Source organism: Streptomyces sp. SM18 (assembly GCF_002910775.2).
In the GTDB taxonomy this organism is placed as follows: Bacteria; Actinomycetota; Actinomycetes; order Streptomycetales; family Streptomycetaceae; genus Streptomyces; species Streptomyces halstedii.
The window spans coordinates 1,150,235-1,166,812 of sequence record NZ_CP029342.1 but is presented as its reverse complement, the minus strand read 5'-3'; the positions used below and the strand labels follow the sequence as shown (position 1 = coordinate 1,166,812).

The window sequence follows — 16,578 nt, the reverse complement described above, 5'->3', positions numbered from 1 at the left end:
CTGAGATTACTGGCCGGGGCCGCGCGGGGTCGCGGCCTGTGGACAACCCCACGCCGGACGACCGGGCCCTGCCGCATCCGGGCCACCCGCGCTAGAGTCCGGACGTACGTACGTTACTGATCGGTAGAGGGAGCGTGGCCCATGCGGCTCGGCATCAATCTCGGTTACTGGGGAGCCGGTATGGACGGCGACAACCTCGCCGTCGCCCAGGAGGCGGACCGGCTCGGTTACGACGTCTGCTGGGCGGCCGAGGCCTACGGCTCCGACGTTCCGACCGTGCTGGCCTGGGTCGCCGCGCAGACCGACTCCATCGACGTCGGCTCGGCCATCATGCAGATCCCGGCCCGCCAGCCCGCCATGACGGCGATGACCGCCGCCACCCTCGACTCGCTCTCCGGGGGCCGCTTCCGTCTCGGCATCGGCGTGTCGGGCCCGCAGGTGTCCGAGGGCTGGTACGGCGTCAAGTTCGACAAGCCGCTGGCCCGCACCCGCGAGTACGTCGAGATCGTGCGCAGGGCGATGTCCCGGGAGCGCCTGTCCTACGAGGGCGAGCACTGGACGCTGCCGCTGCCGGACGGCCCCGGCAAGCCCATCAAGCTGACCGTCCACCCGCAGCGCGAGCACATCCCGCTCTACATCGCGGCCATCGGGCCGAAGAACCTGGAGCAGACCGGCGAGATCGCCGACGGCGCCCTGCTCATCTTCCCGTCCGCCGACCACCTCGAAGACACCGCCGTCAAGCACCTGCGGGCCGGACGTGAGAAGGCCGGCAAGACCATGGAGGGCTTCGACGTCTGCCCGACCCTGCCGCTCGCGGTCGGCGAGGACGTGGGCGGGCTCGCCGACATGTTCCGCCCCTACACCGCGCTGTACGTCGGCGGCATGGGCAGCCGGAAGCAGAACTTCTACAACAAGCTCGCCCAGCGCATGGGCTACGAGAAGGAAGCCGCCGAGATCCAGGACAAGTACCTGTCCGGCGACAAGAGCGGCGCGGCCGCCGCCGTCCCGCACGACCTCATCGACCGCACCACTCTGCTCGGCCCGGTCGAGCGCATCGCCGAGCGGATGCAGGCCTACGCCGCCGCCGGTGTCACCACGCTGACCCTCGCCCCGGCGGGCTTCACCCTGGACGAACGGATCGCCGCCCTGCGCGCCGGCACCGAGGCCCTGGAGCGCTCGGGTCTCGCCGCCTGACGCCGCGGCCCGTCCCGGACACGCGTCACGGCCGTGGCGGGGGCGCGTCGTCACGGCCGTCACCCGGGACGACGCGCCCCCGGCCGCACGGTCCGGTCCCCCCGCCGGACCCGTCCGTGTTGCCGACCTCTTGGTACCGGATTTGACTGTCTCTCCGCGGACACCGGTGCGAAAGGCGGCAGTGATGCTCTCGGCGAAGAGTCTGTTCCAGGAGATCCTCGACAACGACGACGCGTTCCGCCTGTTCTGCTCGATCGCGGCCGGAGGCGAGGCCCAGGGCGGCTGGGAGAACGCACGGATCGCCTCCCTCGTCCCCGCGTCCCTGCGCGGCCTCGGTCCCAAGATCGCCCGGCACGGCGCCGACGAGGACAAGCACGGCCGGATCTTCAACGCCCTGCTCAAGCAGCGCGGTCTGACACCCGCCGAGGTGCCGCTGGAGACGGACTACACCCTCCTGCTGGAACGCCGGGGCATCGGCCTCGCCCACGAACGGCTCGGCCGCGACGTGCCGCTGTCCGAGCGGGACATCATCGTCTACCTCGCCCACAGCAGGGTCACCGAACAGCGGGCCTCCGAGCAGATGAGACTGCTGCTGCGGTTCTTCGGGGACCACCCCGCCCTGGGGCGCGCGGTGAAGATGATCTCCCGGGACGAGGACAACCACCTCGCCTACTGCCACGAGGAACTGCTCCGCCTCGCCGCCGCCGGGCACGGCCGTACGATCCACACCGTCCTGCGCGAGTGCGCCCTCGCAGAGATCAAGGTGTACCGGGACGTCGGCCTCGCCGTGATGAGCCACATGGGCGCCGTACTGCGCTGGCCCCGCGCCAAGGCGGCCCTGCCGGCCGCCGGGATCCACGCCACGTACGCGTACGAGCGGGCGGGCGGCTGGCGGCGCATGGTGAGCCTCCGCCAGCCCGTCCGGCGCGACGCGCTGGGCGTCGAGCCGGTCCCGGACGCGGAGTACGCCTGAGCGGGCGGTGCCGGCTACAGCCAGCCGCGGCGCTTGAACTGGCGGTACAGGCTGAAGACCACGAGCACCATCAGCCCGATGACCGCCGGGTACGCCCACACCCAGCCCAGCTCCGGCATGTGCCGGAAGTTCATCCCGTAGATCCCGGCCACCATGGTCGGTACGGCCGCCATCGCCGCCCAGGCCGAGATCTTCCGCATGTCGTCGTTCTGCCGCACGCCCACCTGGGCCAGATGGGCCGACAGGATGTCCGAGAGCAGCCGGTCCAGCCCCTCCACATGCTCGCTGGCACGGGTCAGATGGTCGCCCACGTCCCGGAAGAACGGCCGTGAGCGCGCGTCGACGAACGGCACCGTCGCGCTCGTCAGCCGCTCCATCGGCGCCGCCAGCGGCCCGGCGGCCCGGCGGAACTCCAGCAGTTGCCGCTTGAAGGTGTAGATGCTCGCGGCGGTGTTCTTGGTGTCCGTGCCGCTCTCCGGGGCGAAGACGTCCGCCTCCAGCTCCTCCAGGTCCGCCTGGAGCTCCGCCGCGACCACGATGTAGTGGTCCACCACCGCGTCGCAGACCGCGTACAGGACCGCTGTCGGGCCGTGCTTGAGCACCGCCGGATCGGCCTCCAGACGGTGCCGTACGGCCGTGAGCGGCGAACCCTCGCCGTGCCGGACCGTCACCACGAAGGAGTCGCCCACGAAGAGCATCAGCTCGTCCGTGGTGACCACGTCGCTCGCCGAGTCGTAGACCACCGGTTTGACGACCACGAAGAGCGAGTCGTCGTAGATCTCCAGCTTCGGCCGCTGATGGGCGCGCAGGGCGTCCTGCACCGCCAGCGGATGCAGCCCGAACTCGCTGCTGACGAGGTCGAACTCCTCCTCCGTGGGCTCGTGCAGACCGATCCAGACGAATCCGTCCTTCGAGGCGCGGGCCTCGGCGAGGGCGGCGGAGAAGTCGGTGGGCCCCTCGGTCCGGCGCCCGTCCCGATAAATGCCGCAATCCATAATCACGGGCGCATTCTTCCCTGCCGTCGGCTTCCGTGCATCCCTCCCGTGCCCTCTACGCTGGCACGTATGCCCACGCTCATCCTCGTCCGCCACGGACGTTCCACCGCCAACACCGCCGGAGTGCTGGCGGGGCGCACCCCCGGAGTCGCGCTCGACGAGCGCGGCGCGCTCCAGGCCGCCGCCCTGCCCTCCCGGCTGGCCGGGATCCCGCTCGCGGCCGCCGTCAGCAGCCCCCTGCAACGCTGCCACGAGACGCTCCGGCCGCTGCTCGACGCACGCCCCGGTCTGCCGCTGCACACCGAGGACCGGATCAGCGAGTGCGACTACGGCGACTGGTCGGGACGCGAACTGGCCGAACTCTCCAACGACCCGCTGATGGCCGTCGTGCAGCAGCACCCCTCGGCGGCGGCGTTCCCCGGGGGCGAGTCCATGCGGGCCATGCAGGCGCGGGCCGTGGACGCCGTACGGGAGTGGAACGCCCGTGTCGAGGAGGAGCACGGGGAGGACGCCGTCTACGCCATGTGCTCGCACGGCGACATCATCAAGGCGCTCGTCGCCGACGCCCTGGGCGCGCACCTCGACCTCTTCCAGCGCGTCCACGTCGACCCCTGTTCGGTCACGGCGATCCGCTACACCCGGCTGCGCCCCTTCCTGCTGCGCCTGGGAGACACCGGCGACCTGGCGTCCCTCGCGCCGCGCGCGCACGCCCCGGGGGCCGACGCGGACGGGGACACGGGCGCCACGGCATCGGACGCGGCTGTCGGGGGCGGCGCGGGGGCGCCGTGATCGCTCCGCGCAGTAGGGTGGACGCGCCGTGACGGCCTGACGGGGGAAGGCTTCCCCCAGGGCCCCGGCCGCCCCCATTCGCCTTCCAGATCTCAAGGGAGACAGGACGTGTCCCGTCAGGTGTTCCTCTACGACCCCCCGGACCGCTTCGTGGCCGGCACGGTCGGGCTGCCTGGCCGCCGTACGTTTTTCCTCCAGGCATCCTCAAGGGGACGGGTCACGAGCGTGGCCCTGGAGAAGACCCAGGTCGCCGCGTTGGCCGAGCGGATCGACGAACTCCTCGACGAGGTCGTCCGCAGGACAGGCGGCAACTCGCCGGTACCGGCCGTGGCCCCCATGGAGGTGGCCGACACCGCGCCCCTGGACGCCCCCGTCGAGGAGGAGTTCCGGGTCGGCACGATGGCGCTCGCCTGGGACGGCGAGGAGCAGCGCATGATCGTCGAGGCACAGGCCCTCGTCGAGCTGGACGCCGACTCCGAGGACGACCTCGCCGAGGCGGAGGAGCGCCTCCTCCAGGACGAGGAGAACGGCCCGCCCATGCTGCGCGTCCGGCTCAGCGGCGCCCAGGCGCGGGCGTTCGCCAAGCGCGCCCTGGACGTCGTGAACGCCGGGCGGCCGCCGTGCCCGCTGTGCAGCCTGCCCCTCGACCCGGAAGGACACGTATGCCCGCGGCAGAACGGATACCGGCGCGGAGCCTCCTGACCGGGGCCGCGCTGCGCACCCTGCTCACCGAGGGGGAGCTCACGGTCCTGGGACAGGTGCGCGGCGCCTCCAACGCGGTGCTCCACTGCACGGTCGCGTACGAGGGCGAGGAACGCCTCTGCGTGTACAAACCGGTCGCCGGGGAGCAGCCCCTGTGGGACTTCCCGGACGGCACGCTCGCCCAGCGGGAGGTGGCCGCCTATGAGATCTCCGAGGCCACCGGATGGGGCCTCGTACCGCCCACGGTGCTGCGGGACGGGCCCTACGGACGGGGCATGTGCCAGCTCTGGATCGAGGCGGACGAGGGCGCCGGGGACGCGACCGGCGAGCGGACGGACGCGGGGGGCGCCGAAGCGCTGCCTCCGTTGCTCGCGCTCGTGGAGGACGAGGAGCCGGGGGACGGCTGGAAGGCCGTCGGCTTCGCCGAGGTCGGCGAGGGCCGGACGGCCCTGCTGGTGCACGCGGACGACCCCCGGCTGCGCCGGCTCGCGGTCCTGGACGCGGTGATCAACAACGGTGACCGCAAGGGCGGGCACCTGCTGCCCGCGCCGGGCGGCCGGCTGTACGCCATCGACCACGGAGTCACCTTCCACGCGGACGACAAGTTGCGGACCCTGCTGTGGGGGTGGGCCGGTGAGCCGCTCACGGCCGAGGCCGTCGAGGCGATGGACCGGCTCGCGGCCGGCCTGGAGCCGGGCACGGCGCTGGCCACCCGGTTGGCGGAACTGATCACCGCGGCGGAGCTGGACGCGCTGCGCGGGCGGGTGGCGGCACTGCGCGCGTCCGGGCGGCACCCGCGACCGGGCGGGGAGTGGCCGGCCATTCCCTGGCCGCCGGTCTGAGCGCCCGCGCCGAACGGGCCGTGTCCGGGCCCCTGGCCGGGGCCGCGCCGCCCCCTCCGGTGCGTGGGGGCCGGAGCGGGAACGTCCACCGCGCAAGACCGCCTCTTCGGCCAGGATCACCGGTCCGGTTCGTATCCGGAAGCATCGTCCGGTTACGCTCATGACATGCATGCCTGGCCCGCTTCTGAGGTCCCCGCCCTGCCTGGCAAGGGCCGCGACCTTCGGATCCACGACACCGCGACCGGCGGACGGATCACCCTTGACCCCGGTCCCGTCGCCCGCATCTACGTCTGCGGCATCACGCCGTACGACGCGACCCACATGGGTCATGCGGCGACCTACAACGCGTTCGACCTCGTTCAGCGCGTGTGGCTCGACACCAAGCGTCAGGTCCACTACGTCCAGAACGTCACCGACGTGGACGACCCGCTGCTGGAGCGGGCCGTGCGCGACGGTGAGGACTGGACGGAGCTCGCCGAGCGCGAGACCGCCCTGTTCCGCGAGGACATGACCGCCCTGCGCATGCTTCCCCCGAAGCACTACGTCGGGGCCGTGGAGGCGATACCCGGCATCGTCCCGCTGGTGGAGCGCCTGCTGGACGCGGGCGCCGCCTACGAGCTCGACGGCGACGTGTACTTCTCCGTCGAGTCCGACCCGCACTTCGGCGGGGTCTCCCACCTCGACGCCGAGGCCATGCGCCTGCTCTCCGCCGAACGCGGCGGCGACCCGGAGCGCCCCGGCAAGAAGAACCCCCTCGACCCGATGCTCTGGATGGGCGCCCGCGAGGGCGAACCCAGCTGGGACGGCGGCCGCCTCGGCCCCGGCCGGCCCGGATGGCACATCGAGTGCGTGGCCATCGCCCTGGAACACCTCGGCATGGGCTTCGACGTCCAGGGAGGCGGCTCCGACCTCGCCTTCCCGCACCATGAGATGGGCGCCTCCCACGCCCAGGCGCTGACCGGCGCGTACCCCTTCGCCCAGGCGTACGTGCACGCCGGCATGGTCGCCCTGGACGGCGAGAAGATGTCCAAGTCCAAGGGCAACCTGGTCTTCGTCTCGGCGCTGCGCCGCGACGGCGTGGACCCCGCCGCGATCCGGCTCTCGCTGCTCGCCCACCACTACCGCTCCGACTGGGAGTGGACCGACCAGGTGCTCGCCGACGCCGTCGCCCGCCTCGACCGGTGGCGAGCCGCCGTCTCCCGGCCGGACGGGCCGTCCGCCGACGCGCTGGTCGAGGAGGTACGCGCCGCCCTGGCCGACGACCTGGACTCCCCGGCAGCCCTGGCCGCCGTGGACCGCTGGGCCGGACAGCAGACCTCCGGCGGCGGTACGGACGAGGGCGCGCCCGGCGTGGTCTCGCGCACCGTGGACGCCCTGCTGGGCGTCGCTCTCTAGGCGACCTCTCCCGGAGACACCCGGCGGGGACCGCGGAGGCGCGGCCACGGCCCGCCGGTCCTGTTCCGCCGGGTGTCCGGATCCTGCCCGCACCGGCCCACGCACACGACCGGCCCCGGACCTCTCGCACGAGGTCCGGGGCCGGTCTTCTGTCCGTTCTCTTCCTGGCGGCGCGTCGGCCGGTCCCGGCACCGACGGTGCGCGGACGGATCCTGGCGGCGTGTCAGCCGGTGGACGGGTCGTCGGGCGACCCGCCGTCCTCGTGGCCCTCGCCGCGCGCGGGGCCCCTGCCGTCGTCCTCGGAACCCCCGCCGGCCTCGGCGGCGCCGCCGTCCTCCCCGGGCCCGCCGCCCTCCGGGCGCGAGGTCCCCGGCCGCCCCTTCTCCGGGCGCTGCGGGCGCGGCGGCCTCGTACGGTCGCCGGAGGTGTCCCGCAGATAGGACAGGTCGCCGCTCTCGGTGGCATGGCCGCCGGGTCCCTGCCCGGGGCCGCCGACGTCCCGGCGCCGCAGATACCGCTCGAACTCCCGGGCGATGGCCTCGCCGGACGCCTCGGGCAGCTCTGCGGTGTCCCGCGCCTCCTCAAGGGTCTGCACGTACTCCGCCACCTCGCTGTCCTCCGCGGCCAGCTGGTCCACGCCGAGCTGCCAGGCACGGGCGTCCTCGGGCAGTTCGCCCAGCGGGATCCGCAGGCCGAGCAGGTCCTCCAGCCGGTTCAGCAGGGCCAGCGTCGCCTTCGGGTTCGGCGGCTGCGACACGTAGTGCGGCACCGCCGCCCACAGGCTCACCGCCGGTACGCCGGCATGGGTGCAGGCCTCCTGGAGGATGCCGACGATGCCGGTCGGACCCTCGTACCGCGTCTCCTCCAGGTCCATCGTCCGGGCCAGATCCGGGTCGGAGGTGACCCCGCTGACCGGTACCGGCCTGGTGTGCGGGGTGTCGCCGAGCAGCGCCCCCAGGATGACGACCATCTCGACGCCGAGCTCATGGGCGAACCCCAGGATCTCGTTGCAGAACGAACGCCAGCGCATCGACGGCTCGATGCCCCGCACCAGGACCAGGTCACGGGGTTCGTCCCCGCCCACCCGGACCACGGACAGGCGTGTCGTCGGCCATGTGATCTTGCGGGACCCGCCCTCCATCCAGACCGTGGGCCGGTTGACCTGGAAGTCGTAGTAGTCCTCGGCGTCGAGCGCCGCGAAGACCTCGCCCTTCCATTCCCGGTTCAGATGTCCGACCGCTGTGGAGGCGGCGTCACCGGCGTCGTTCCAGCCTTCGAACGCGGCCACCATGACCGGGTCGATCAGCTCGGGTACTCCCTCGAGCTCGATCACCCAGGCCTCCTTCCGAAGTTCCCTTGTGTACGTACCAACCTTACGGCGTCCCCGCCCTCCCGCCGCAGTGTGTTTGCGTCGATCAGGGAACCGTGCCAGGGCGTGATTCATCCGAGCTGTTTCCGTCGAAACCGGTCAAACGCCGCTCCGGCTCTGGACCCGGCAGGAGGTGGAGGGATATACATCGGATGACCAAGAAGAGGTCCGATGTTATTCCCCTGGGGGCGCACATGAGTCAGACCGTCACGCGGTTCGAGGTCCACGACATCCGTTTTCCCACCTCGGAACAGCTCGACGGCTCGGACGCCATGAACCCCGATCCCGACTACTCGGCCGCCTACGTCGTGCTGCGGACGGACGGCAACGAGAGGGCGGACGGGCCGGGCGGCGCGGACGGGCCGGACGGGGGGACGGGCCCCGAGGGCCACGGCTTCTGCTTCACCATCGGGCGCGGCAACGAGGTCATGGCCGCCGCCATCAGCACGCTCCGGCCCTACCTGCTGGGGCGCCCCGTCCCCCGTACCGCCGCCGCGCTCGGCGACCTGTACCGCGAGCTCACCCATGACTCCCAACTGCGCTGGCTCGGGCCCGAGAAGGGCGTGATGCACATGGCGGCCGGCGCGGTCGTCAACGCCGCCTGGGATCTCGCGGCGAAGCTGGCCGGAGAGCCCGTATGGCGGTTCCTGGCCGGGATGACGCCCGAGGAGCTGGTCTCCCTCGTCGACTTCCGTCACCTCACCGACGCCCTCACCCCCGACGAGGCGCTGGCCCTTCTCCGCGCCGCCGAACCGGGCCGCGCCGAGCGCACCGAGCGGCTGCTGGCCGAGGGCTACCCCGCGTACACCACCTCACCGGGCTGGCTGGGATACGACGACGACACGCTGGTGCGGCTCGCCCGGCAGGCCGTCGCGGACGGATTCACCCAGATCAAGCTGAAGGTCGGCGGCGACCTCCGGGACGACGTCCGCAGACTGTCCCTGGCCCGTGAGGCCGTGGGGCCGGACATCCGTGTCGCCGTCGACGCCAACCAGCGCTGGGACGTGGCGGAGGCGGTGGAGTGGATGAGGGCGCTCGCCCCCTACGACCCGTACTGGATCGAGGAACCGACCAGCCCCGACGACGTACTCGGGCACGCCGCCGTGCGCGCCGGACAGCCGGTCAAGGTGGCCACCGGCGAACACGTCGCCAACCGGGTCGTGTTCAAGCAGCTGCTCCAGGCCGGTGCGACCGACTTCGTCCAGATCGACGCCACCCGGGTCGCCGGGGTCAACGAGAACCTCGCCGTCCTGCTGCTCGCCGCCAAGTACGGCGTCCCGGTCTGCCCGCACGCCGGGGGCGTCGGACTCTGCGAACTGGTACAGCACCTCGCGATGTTCGACTACGTCGCCGTCTCCGGCACCTGGGAGGACCGGGTCGTCGAGTACGTCGACCACCTCCACGAGCACTTCGCCGACCCGGCCGTCATCGTGTCCGGGCGCTATGCCGCCCCCCGCGCCCCGGGGTTCTCCGCACGGATGCTCCCCGCCTCGCTCGCCGACCACCGCTACCCGCAGGGCCCCGTCTGGCAGGCCCGCCGCACCCCCGAGGAGACCGGACGATGACCGGTGCACAGGACTTCGACGGACTGTCCGCCCTCGTGACGGGCGGCGCCTCGGGCATAGGAGCCGCCGTGGCGGGCCTCCTGCTGGCCCGGGGCGCGCGCGTCGCCGTACTCGACCGGGAGACGGCGGGCGTCCCGGACGGGGCGCTGGCGATCGAGGCCGACGTGTGCGACGACGCGGCCGTCCGCGCGGGCGTCGAGCGGGCCGCCGCGGAACTGGGCGGCCTGCACACCCTCGTCCCCAACGCCGGGACCGGCGCGGTCGGCACCGTCGAGGACAACGACGACCAGGAGTGGGGCCGGGTCATGGACGTCAACGTCCTTGGCATGGTCCGCGCCGCCCGCCATGCCCTGCCCCATCTGCGCCGGGCGGCCGTCGACCGGCCCGGCGCCGTGTCGATCACCCACACCTGCTCGGTGGCGGCCACCGCCGGGCTGCCGCGGCGCGCCCTGTACAGCGCGAGCAAGGGGGCCGTGCTCGCGCTCACCCTCGCCATGGCCGCCGACCACGTACGCGAGGGGATCCGGGTCAACTGCGTCAACCCCGGCACGGCCGAGACCCCGTGGATCGGCCGGCTGCTCGCCCAGGCCGACGACCCGGTGGCCGAACGCGCCGCCCTCGACGCCCGCCAGCCGATGGGGCGGCTGGTCCGGGCCGAGGAGGTCGCCGCCGCGGTCGTCTACCTGGCGAGCCCGGCGGCCGCCTCCGTCACCGGTACCGCGCTCGCCGTGGACGGCGGGATGCAGGGGCTGCGCCTGCGCCCGGCCTGACCGGGCGTGCGGACAGGGAGCCGCCGGGGGTGGGCGGACGGGCGCGTGCGGGCGTGTGGACCGGGGGCGTGTGCGCCGGGCGCGCGGGCCGGCCGGCTCACAGCGTCGAGCGCAGCCACTGCTCCACGCTCGCCACGTGCACCGTCGCCCAGGACCGGGCCGCCTCCGCGTCCCGGTCCCTGAGCGCGGCGAGGATCGCCCGGTGCTCGTGCAGGGTGCGGCTGACCGCGTCCTCCTGGGTGAGCCCGCGCCACACCCTGGCCCGGGTCGTCGGCCCGGACAGGCCGTCGAGCAGGGAGCACAGGACCGAGTTGCCGGACGCCCGCACGATGCCCCGGTGGAACTCCAGGTCCGAGGCGACCAGTTCCTCCACCGAGGGGTCGGGCCCCAGGGCGTCCAGCTGCGCGCCGAGGGCGTCCAGCCGGTCCTCACCGATGCGCGTGGCCGCCATCGCGGTGGCCGCCGGCTCCAGGATGCGGCGTACGGCGAGGAACTCCAGCACCGTGTCGTCACGGTGGAAGTCCACCACGAAGCTGAGCGCCTCCAGCAGGAGTTGCGGATCCAGACTCGTGACGTACGTGCCGTCGCCCTGGCGGACGTCGAGGATGCGGATCAGCGACAGCGCCCGCACCGCCTCACGCAGCGAGTTGCGGGAGAGCCCCAGCTCCGCGGCGAGTTCGCTCTCCTTGGGCAGCCGGTCGCCGGGCGCCAGAGCGCCCGAGACGATCATTCCCTTGATCTTCTCGATCGCTTCGTCGGTGACGGCCATGGAGGGCCTCCTCGCGCACAAGACATCCGATGTATCAGGTCATTATGCGGCCCCCGTCCCCGCCCCGGTCACCGGCGCCCCTCCCGGCCCCGCCCAGCACGCCGGAAGGCGGCCCCGAAGGGCCGCCTCCCGGAGGTGCGCGGCGGTCAGCGCTTCTCAGCCAGCATCTTCTCGACCCGTGCCTCGAGATCGTCCGTCGCCAGCCCCCGGATCGTCAGCGTCGTCCGGCGGCGCAGCACGTCGTCCGCCGTCTCGGCCCACTCGCGGTCGCGCGCGTACGCCACCTGCGCCCAGATCTCCGGGGCGTCCGGGTGGACGCGCTCCGCGAGCGCCGGGTCCTCGTTGGCCAGGCGCGCGATGTCGAAGGAGAGCGAGCCGTAGTGGGTGGCGAGGTGGCGTGCCGTGTCGGCCGCCATCCGGGGTCCCGGCGTCCCGCCGTCGACGAGCAGCCGGTGGGCCACCGCGTCCGGGTTGGCGATGCCCGGCAGCGGCAGCTTCTTCGGCAGCCGTGCCATCGGCTCCATGTCTTCGGCCAGCGGGTGCCCCGGGAGGGCGGCCAGCTTGTTCATCACCGTACGGCCGATGTGACGGAACGTCGTCCACTTGCCGCCGGCCACCGACAGCATCCCGCCGCGGCCCTCCGTGACGACCGTCTCCCGCTTCGCCTTCGAGGTGTCGCCGGGGCCGCCGGGCAGGACCCGAAGACCCGCGAAGGAGTAGGTGATCAGATCGCGCGAGAGCTGCTGGTCGCGGACGGAGAACGCCGCCTCGTCCAGGATCTGGGCCGTGTCCTTCTCGGTGACCGAGACATCGGCCGGGTCGCCCTCGTACTCCTCGTCGGTCGTACCGAGCAGCAGCATGTCCTCCCACGGCAGGGCGAAGGTGATCCGGTACTTGTCGATCGGGGTCGCCAGCGCGGCCTTCCAGGGGCGGGTGCGCCGCAGCACCAGGTGTGCGCCCTTGGACAGGCGTATGGAGGGCGCCGCCTGCGGGTCCTCCATCCTGCGCAGGTGGTCCACCCACGGTCCGGTGGCGTTCAGGACCAGGCGGGCGTCCACCCCGAACTCCGTGCCGTCCTGACGGTCCTCCAGGTCCGCGCCGGTGACCCGGCCCCGGGTGAAGCGCAGCCCGGTGACGGCGGCGTGGTTGAGGACGACGGCGCCCGCGTCGGCCGCGGCGCGGACCGTCATCAGCGCCATCCGGGCGTCGTTCATCTGGTCGTCGCCGTAGACCGCGACGGCCTTGAGGTTGTCCGTGCGCAGCTCGGGAACGTCGCGGCGGGCCCGTGCCGGGCTGATCACGTGGCCGACGCCGTCGCCGAAGGCGGACAGCGCCGAGTAGGCGAAGACGCCCGCGCCGAGCTTGGCCGCGCCGTGCGGGCCGCCCTTGTAGACGGGCAGGTAGAAGGTGAGCGGGTTGGCCAGGTGCGGGGCGACCTGCCGGGAGACCGCGCGGCGCTCGAAGTGGTTCTCGGCCACCAGCTTCACCGCGCCGGTCTGGAGGTAGCGCAGGCCGCCGTGGAGCAGCTTGGACGAGGCGGAGGAGGTGGCGCCGGCGAAGTCGCCGGCGTCCACCAGGGCCACCCGCAGTCCGGACTGCGCGGCGTGCCAGGCGGTGGAGATGCCCAGGATGCCGCCGCCGATCACCAGGAGGTCGTACGTCGCCTTGGAGAGCTGTTCCCGGGTCTCGGCCCGGCTCGGGAGGGAGCCGGAGGCCGGGTGCGTCCCGAGGGTGGGGACGCTCTGCAGGGTGGTCATGTTCTCTACTCCTCTGCGGTGGTGTCGTCGAGCCAGCCCATCGACCGCTGGACGGCCTTGAGCCAGCTCTTGTACTCGCGGTCACGGGTGGCCGCGTCCATACGGGGGGTCCACTCGGCGGCCCGGCGCCAGTTGGCGCGCAGCGCGTCGGTGTCCGGCCAGAAGCCGACGGCGAGGCCGGCGGCGTAGGCCGCGCCGAGGCAGGTGGTCTCGGCGACCATGGGGCGCACCACGGGCGCGTCCAGGAAGTCCGAGAGCGTCTGCATCAGCAGGTTGTTGGAGGTCATGCCGCCGTCGACCTTGAGGGCGGTCAGCTCGACGCCGGAGTCCTTCGTCATGGCGTCGCTGATCTCGCGCGTCTGCCAGGCGGTGGCCTCCAGCACGGCACGGGCGATGTGCGCCTTGGTGACGTAACGGGTGAGGCCGGTGATGACCCCGCGGGCGTCGGGACGCCAGTACGGGGCGAAGAGCCCGGAGAAGGCGGGGACGAAGTACGCGCCCCCGTTGTCCTCGACCGAGGACGCGAGCGTCTCGATCTCGGCGGCGGAGTTGATCAGGCCCATCTGGTCGCGCATCCACTGCACCAGCGAACCGGTGACCGCGATGGACCCCTCCAGGGCGTACACCGGCTCGCTGTCGCCGATCCGGTACCCGACGGTCGTCAGCAGCCCGTTGTACGAGTTCACGGGGCGGTGGCCGGTGTTCATCAGCATGAAGGTGCCGGTGCCGTACGTGGACTTGGCCTCGCCCTCGGCGAAGCACGTCTGGCCGAACAGGGCGGCCTGCTGGTCGCCCAGCGCGGAGGCCACCGGGACGCCGTCCAGGACACCGCCCTTGGCCTTGCCGTACACCTCGGCGGAGGACCGGATCTCGGGCAGCAGGGCCGCCGGGATGTCCATCGAGCTGAGGATGCCGCGGTCCCACTCCATGTCGTGCAGGTTCATCAGCAGGGTGCGGGAGGCGTTGGTGACGTCCGTGACGTGGACGCCGCCCTCGGTGCCGCCGGTCAGGTTCCAGATGACCCAGGAGTCCATGGTGCCGAAGAGGATGTCGCCCCGTTCGGCGCGCTCGCGCAGCCCCTCGACGTTGTCGAGCAGCCAGCGGACCTTGGGGCCGGCGAAGTACGAGGCGAGCGGCAGGCCGGTCTGGCGGCGGAAGCGGTCCTGGCCGACGTTGCGGCCGAGCTCCTTGCACAGGGCGTCCGTGCGGGTGTCCTGCCAGACGAGGGCGTTGTGGACCGGCTCACCGGTGTTCTTGTCCCACAGCAGCGTGGTCTCGCGCTGGTTGGTGATGCCGATCGCCTTGACGTCGGCGGAGGTGATGCCCGCCTTGACGACCGCGCCCGCGACCACCTCCTGGACGTTCTCCCAGATCTCCTTGGCGTCGTGCTCCACCCAGCCGGGCTTCGGGAAGATCTGCTCGTGCTCCTTCTGGTCGACGGAGACGATCCGGCCGTCCTTGTCGAAGACGATGCAGCGGCTGGAGGTGGTGCCCTGGTCGATGGCCGCGATGAACGGGCCGGTGGTGTGTGCGTCGGTCACGGTGTGCTCCCGGAGGTCTGTGGGGTGGTGGTGGTCGCGTCTCAGGCGAAAGCGAGGTTGTAGAGCCCGCCGGCCAGTGCGCCGCCGATCAGCGGTCCCACCACCGGTACCCAGGCGTAGCCCCAGTCGGAGCCGCCTTTGTTCGGCAGGGGCAGCAGGGCGTGCACGATGCGCGGACCGAGGTCACGCACCGGGTTGATGGCGTAACCGGTCGGCCCGCCGAGCGAGAGGCCGATGCCGACGACGACCAGCGCGGTGATCAGCGCGCCCAGCGGGCCCAGGCCGTTGCCGTCGTCGTTGAGGCCCTGGGTGAGGATCGCCAGGATCAGCACCGCGGTGGCGATGATCTCCGTGACCACGTTCTGGACCGCGTTGCGGATCTCCGGGCCGGTGGAGAAGACGCCGAGCACCGGGCCCGCCTTCGGGGCCGTCGACTGGTCGACCATGCCCTCCTCGGCGGGCTGGTCCGCGACGATCTCGGGGTCGGTCAGATGGGCGTGGAACTGCCCGTAGTAGACCGCCCAGACCAGCACCGCGCCGATCATGGCGCCGAGCAGCTCCGAGGCCAGGTACAGCGGGACGTCGCCCCAGGCGGTGCCGCCCTGGATCGCGAGACCGAGGGTGACGGCCGGGTTGAGGTGGGCGCCCGACACGCCCGAGGCGATGTAGGCGCCGGTCAGGACGGCGAAGCCCCACCCGAAGGTGATGGCCACCCAGCCGGCGTTGTGCGCTTTTGAACGCTTGAGGGTGACGGCGGCACAGACACCGCCGCCGAGCAGAACCAGTATGGCGGTACCGATGGTCTCGCCGATGAAGATGTCGGAGCTGGACACCGCGACTCCTTTGTCCTTCGTCCAGGGGAACGCGGTCCGCCGGGTTTCCTCCGGTGGACCGCGCCCCAGGTGGGTACACCTCACTTGCGGGTACCTCACCTGTAGAGGGCTAGACCGGCCCTCGGCACTGCCACACCCTAACTCTTATTGCCGTTAGGTGTTCGACAATGCCGACCGGTGAACGGCAGTGTTTCTCTCCGGGAGAGGCGCGTCAAGGGTTTCGGGCAGCCGAATGCACTGGGTCAGGCAGGGGTCACGCGGGGCGCGGAGGACTCAGAAGCGGTTGGCGCCCAGGTCGCGGGAGACGGCGCGGGCGCACTCCCGCACCGCGGTGATCAGCTCGGGGCGCAGCTCGCCGCCGGGGCGCACGCGTTCGACCGAGCCCGTCACGGCCACCGCGCCGACCGGCATCCGGCGCCGGTCGTGGATGGGCGCCGCCACGGCGGCCACGCCCTCCCAGGTCTCCTCCGTGTCCGAGGCCCAGCCCCGCGCCCGTACCGTGTCCAGCAGGGCCTCGAACTCCGGCTCGGCGGTCACGGTGCGGGGGGTGTACGGCCGCCGCTCCGCCTCGGTGGCCTCGCTGTGCGCCACCGGGTCGTAGGCGCAGAGCACCTTGCCCAGGGCCGTGGAGTGCAGCGGCTGCATGGCGCCGACCTCCAGGACCTGGCGGCTGTCGTCGGGCCGGAAGACGTGGTGGACGATCAGTACGCCCCGCTGGTGCAGGACGCCCAGGTGGACGCTCTCGCCGCTGGAGCGGGCCAGGTCGTCCGTCCACACCAGGGCGCGGGCCCGCAGCTCGTGCACGTCCAGATAGCTGTTGCCCAGCCGCAGCAGCTCCGCGCCGAGCTGGTAGCGCCCGGACGCCGGCTCCTGCTCCACGAAGCCCTCGTGCTGGAGGGTGCGCAGGATGCCGTGCGCGGTGCCTTTGGCCAGGCCCAGCGAGGAGGCGATGTCGGAGAGCCCGAGCCGGCGCTCGCCGCCCGCCAGCAGACGCAGCATCGCCGCGGCCCGCTCCAGCGACTGGATGTTCTTGGCCATCGCGCCGTACTCCTCCACCTCGGTTCGACAATGCTGAACACTATCG

General features: G+C 72.4%; 15 protein-coding genes. 8 read left to right on the top strand and 7 right to left on the bottom strand.

What is annotated here, in order from left to right:
* The first annotated feature begins 141 nt into the window (after nucleotides 1-141).
* Both B9S64_RS05060 and B9S64_RS05055 read left to right on the top strand, forming a co-directional pair.
* A complete protein-coding gene (locus tag B9S64_RS05060) occupies nucleotides 142-1,194 on the top strand; it encodes an LLM class F420-dependent oxidoreductase (RefSeq protein WP_103488531.1) in 1,053 nt (350 codons plus the stop codon).
* Between the two features lie 184 nt (nucleotides 1,195-1,378).
* Nucleotides 1,379-2,167 (top strand): hypothetical protein, encoded by a 789-nt coding sequence (locus B9S64_RS05055; RefSeq protein ID WP_103488530.1) that lies wholly within the window; start codon nucleotides 1,379-1,381, stop codon nucleotides 2,165-2,167.
* A gap of 14 nt (nucleotides 2,168-2,181) precedes the next feature.
* Here the strand turns inward: B9S64_RS05055 and corA are convergent, their stop codons facing one another.
* Complete coding sequence (corA, locus tag B9S64_RS05050) at nucleotides 2,182-3,168, bottom strand: magnesium/cobalt transporter CorA (protein WP_103488529.1); 987 nt, start codon at nucleotides 3,166-3,168, stop codon at nucleotides 2,182-2,184.
* A 63-nt stretch (nucleotides 3,169-3,231) separates the two neighbouring features.
* Between corA and B9S64_RS05045 the strand changes: the two genes are divergently transcribed.
* The 4 genes from B9S64_RS05045 to mshC all read left to right on the top strand — a co-directional run bounded on the left by B9S64_RS05045 (nucleotide 3,232) and on the right by mshC (nucleotide 6,890).
* Nucleotides 3,232-3,951: a histidine phosphatase family protein gene (locus tag B9S64_RS05045; RefSeq protein ID WP_103488528.1), complete on the top strand. Its 720-nt coding sequence runs from the start codon at nucleotides 3,232-3,234 to the stop codon at nucleotides 3,949-3,951.
* A 108-nt stretch (nucleotides 3,952-4,059) separates the two neighbouring features.
* A complete protein-coding gene (locus B9S64_RS05040; RefSeq protein WP_014045014.1) occupies nucleotides 4,060-4,653 on the top strand; it encodes a DUF3090 domain-containing protein in 594 nt (197 codons plus the stop codon).
* Complete coding sequence (locus B9S64_RS05035) at nucleotides 4,614-5,495, top strand: SCO1664 family protein (protein WP_103488527.1); 882 nt, start codon at nucleotides 4,614-4,616, stop codon at nucleotides 5,493-5,495. Before B9S64_RS05040 ends, B9S64_RS05035 begins: the two co-directional genes overlap by 40 nt.
* Before the next feature lie 165 nt (nucleotides 5,496-5,660).
* Complete coding sequence (gene mshC, locus B9S64_RS05030; protein ID WP_103488526.1) at nucleotides 5,661-6,890, top strand: cysteine--1-D-myo-inosityl 2-amino-2-deoxy-alpha-D-glucopyranoside ligase; 1,230 nt, start codon at nucleotides 5,661-5,663, stop codon at nucleotides 6,888-6,890.
* A 223-nt stretch (nucleotides 6,891-7,113) separates the two neighbouring features.
* Here the strand turns inward: mshC and B9S64_RS05025 are convergent, their stop codons facing one another.
* Complete coding sequence (locus tag B9S64_RS05025) at nucleotides 7,114-8,223, bottom strand: PAC2 family protein (RefSeq protein ID WP_103504960.1); 1,110 nt, start codon at nucleotides 8,221-8,223, stop codon at nucleotides 7,114-7,116.
* 230 nt (nucleotides 8,224-8,453) lie between these two features.
* Here B9S64_RS05025 and B9S64_RS05020 point away from each other — a divergent pair, with 230 nt between their 5' ends.
* Together B9S64_RS05020 and B9S64_RS05015 are read left to right on the top strand one after the other, a co-directional pair.
* On the top strand, nucleotides 8,454-9,824 hold the full coding sequence (locus B9S64_RS05020; RefSeq protein ID WP_103489995.1) for an enolase C-terminal domain-like protein: 1,371 nt from the start codon (nucleotides 8,454-8,456) through the stop codon (nucleotides 9,822-9,824).
* Nucleotides 9,821-10,594 carry an SDR family NAD(P)-dependent oxidoreductase gene (locus B9S64_RS05015; RefSeq protein WP_103489993.1) on the top strand — a complete coding sequence of 258 codons (774 nt, stop codon included), beginning with the start codon at nucleotides 9,821-9,823 and terminating at the stop codon, nucleotides 10,592-10,594. The genes B9S64_RS05020 and B9S64_RS05015 overlap by 4 nt, the downstream gene beginning before the upstream one ends.
* A 97-nt stretch (nucleotides 10,595-10,691) precedes the next feature.
* On the opposite strand, the gene B9S64_RS05010 is transcribed toward B9S64_RS05015, so the two are convergent.
* The 5 genes from B9S64_RS05010 to B9S64_RS04990 all read right to left on the bottom strand — a co-directional run bounded on the left by B9S64_RS05010 (nucleotide 10,692) and on the right by B9S64_RS04990 (nucleotide 16,532).
* Nucleotides 10,692-11,363, bottom strand: a complete 672-nt coding sequence (locus B9S64_RS05010; RefSeq protein WP_103489992.1) for a FadR/GntR family transcriptional regulator — start codon at nucleotides 11,361-11,363, stop codon at nucleotides 10,692-10,694.
* Between the two features lie 146 nt (nucleotides 11,364-11,509).
* Entirely contained in the window at nucleotides 11,510-13,120 is a 1,611-nt protein-coding gene (locus B9S64_RS05005; protein ID WP_103489990.1) for a glycerol-3-phosphate dehydrogenase/oxidase, read from the bottom strand.
* A gap of 5 nt (nucleotides 13,121-13,125) precedes the next feature.
* Nucleotides 13,126-14,661, bottom strand: coding sequence for a glycerol kinase GlpK (gene glpK, locus B9S64_RS05000; protein WP_103489988.1), 1,536 nt, complete (start codon nucleotides 14,659-14,661; stop codon nucleotides 13,126-13,128).
* Between the two features lie 41 nt (nucleotides 14,662-14,702).
* A complete protein-coding gene (locus B9S64_RS04995; protein WP_103489987.1) occupies nucleotides 14,703-15,494 on the bottom strand; it encodes an MIP/aquaporin family protein in 792 nt (263 codons plus the stop codon).
* A gap of 273 nt (nucleotides 15,495-15,767) precedes the next feature.
* Nucleotides 15,768-16,532: an IclR family transcriptional regulator gene (locus tag B9S64_RS04990; protein WP_176723880.1), complete on the bottom strand. Its 765-nt coding sequence runs from the start codon at nucleotides 16,530-16,532 to the stop codon at nucleotides 15,768-15,770.
* Nucleotides 16,533-16,578: the final 46 nt, after the last annotated feature.

Coding starts and splice junctions, on each gene's coding strand:
- B9S64_RS05060 (WP_103488531.1), top strand. CDS start 142: ATGCGGCTCGGCATCAATCTCGGTTACTGGGGAGCCGGTATGGACGGC.
- B9S64_RS05055 (WP_103488530.1), top strand. CDS start 1,379: ATGCTCTCGGCGAAGAGTCTGTTCCAGGAGATCCTCGACAACGACGAC.
- B9S64_RS05045 (WP_103488528.1), top strand. CDS start 3,232: ATGCCCACGCTCATCCTCGTCCGCCACGGACGTTCCACCGCCAACACC.
- B9S64_RS05035 (WP_103488527.1), top strand. CDS start 4,614: ATGCCCGCGGCAGAACGGATACCGGCGCGGAGCCTCCTGACCGGGGCC.
- mshC (WP_103488526.1), top strand. CDS start 5,661: ATGCATGCCTGGCCCGCTTCTGAGGTCCCCGCCCTGCCTGGCAAGGGC.
- B9S64_RS05020 (WP_103489995.1), top strand. CDS start 8,454: ATGAGTCAGACCGTCACGCGGTTCGAGGTCCACGACATCCGTTTTCCC.
- B9S64_RS05015 (WP_103489993.1), top strand. CDS start 9,821: ATGACCGGTGCACAGGACTTCGACGGACTGTCCGCCCTCGTGACGGGC.
- B9S64_RS05010 (WP_103489992.1), bottom strand. CDS start 11,363: ATGGCCGTCACCGACGAAGCGATCGAGAAGATCAAGGGAATGATCGTC.
- B9S64_RS05005 (WP_103489990.1), bottom strand. CDS start 13,120: ATGACCACCCTGCAGAGCGTCCCCACCCTCGGGACGCACCCGGCCTCC.
- B9S64_RS04990 (WP_176723880.1), bottom strand. CDS start 16,532: ATGGCCAAGAACATCCAGTCGCTGGAGCGGGCCGCGGCGATGCTGCGT.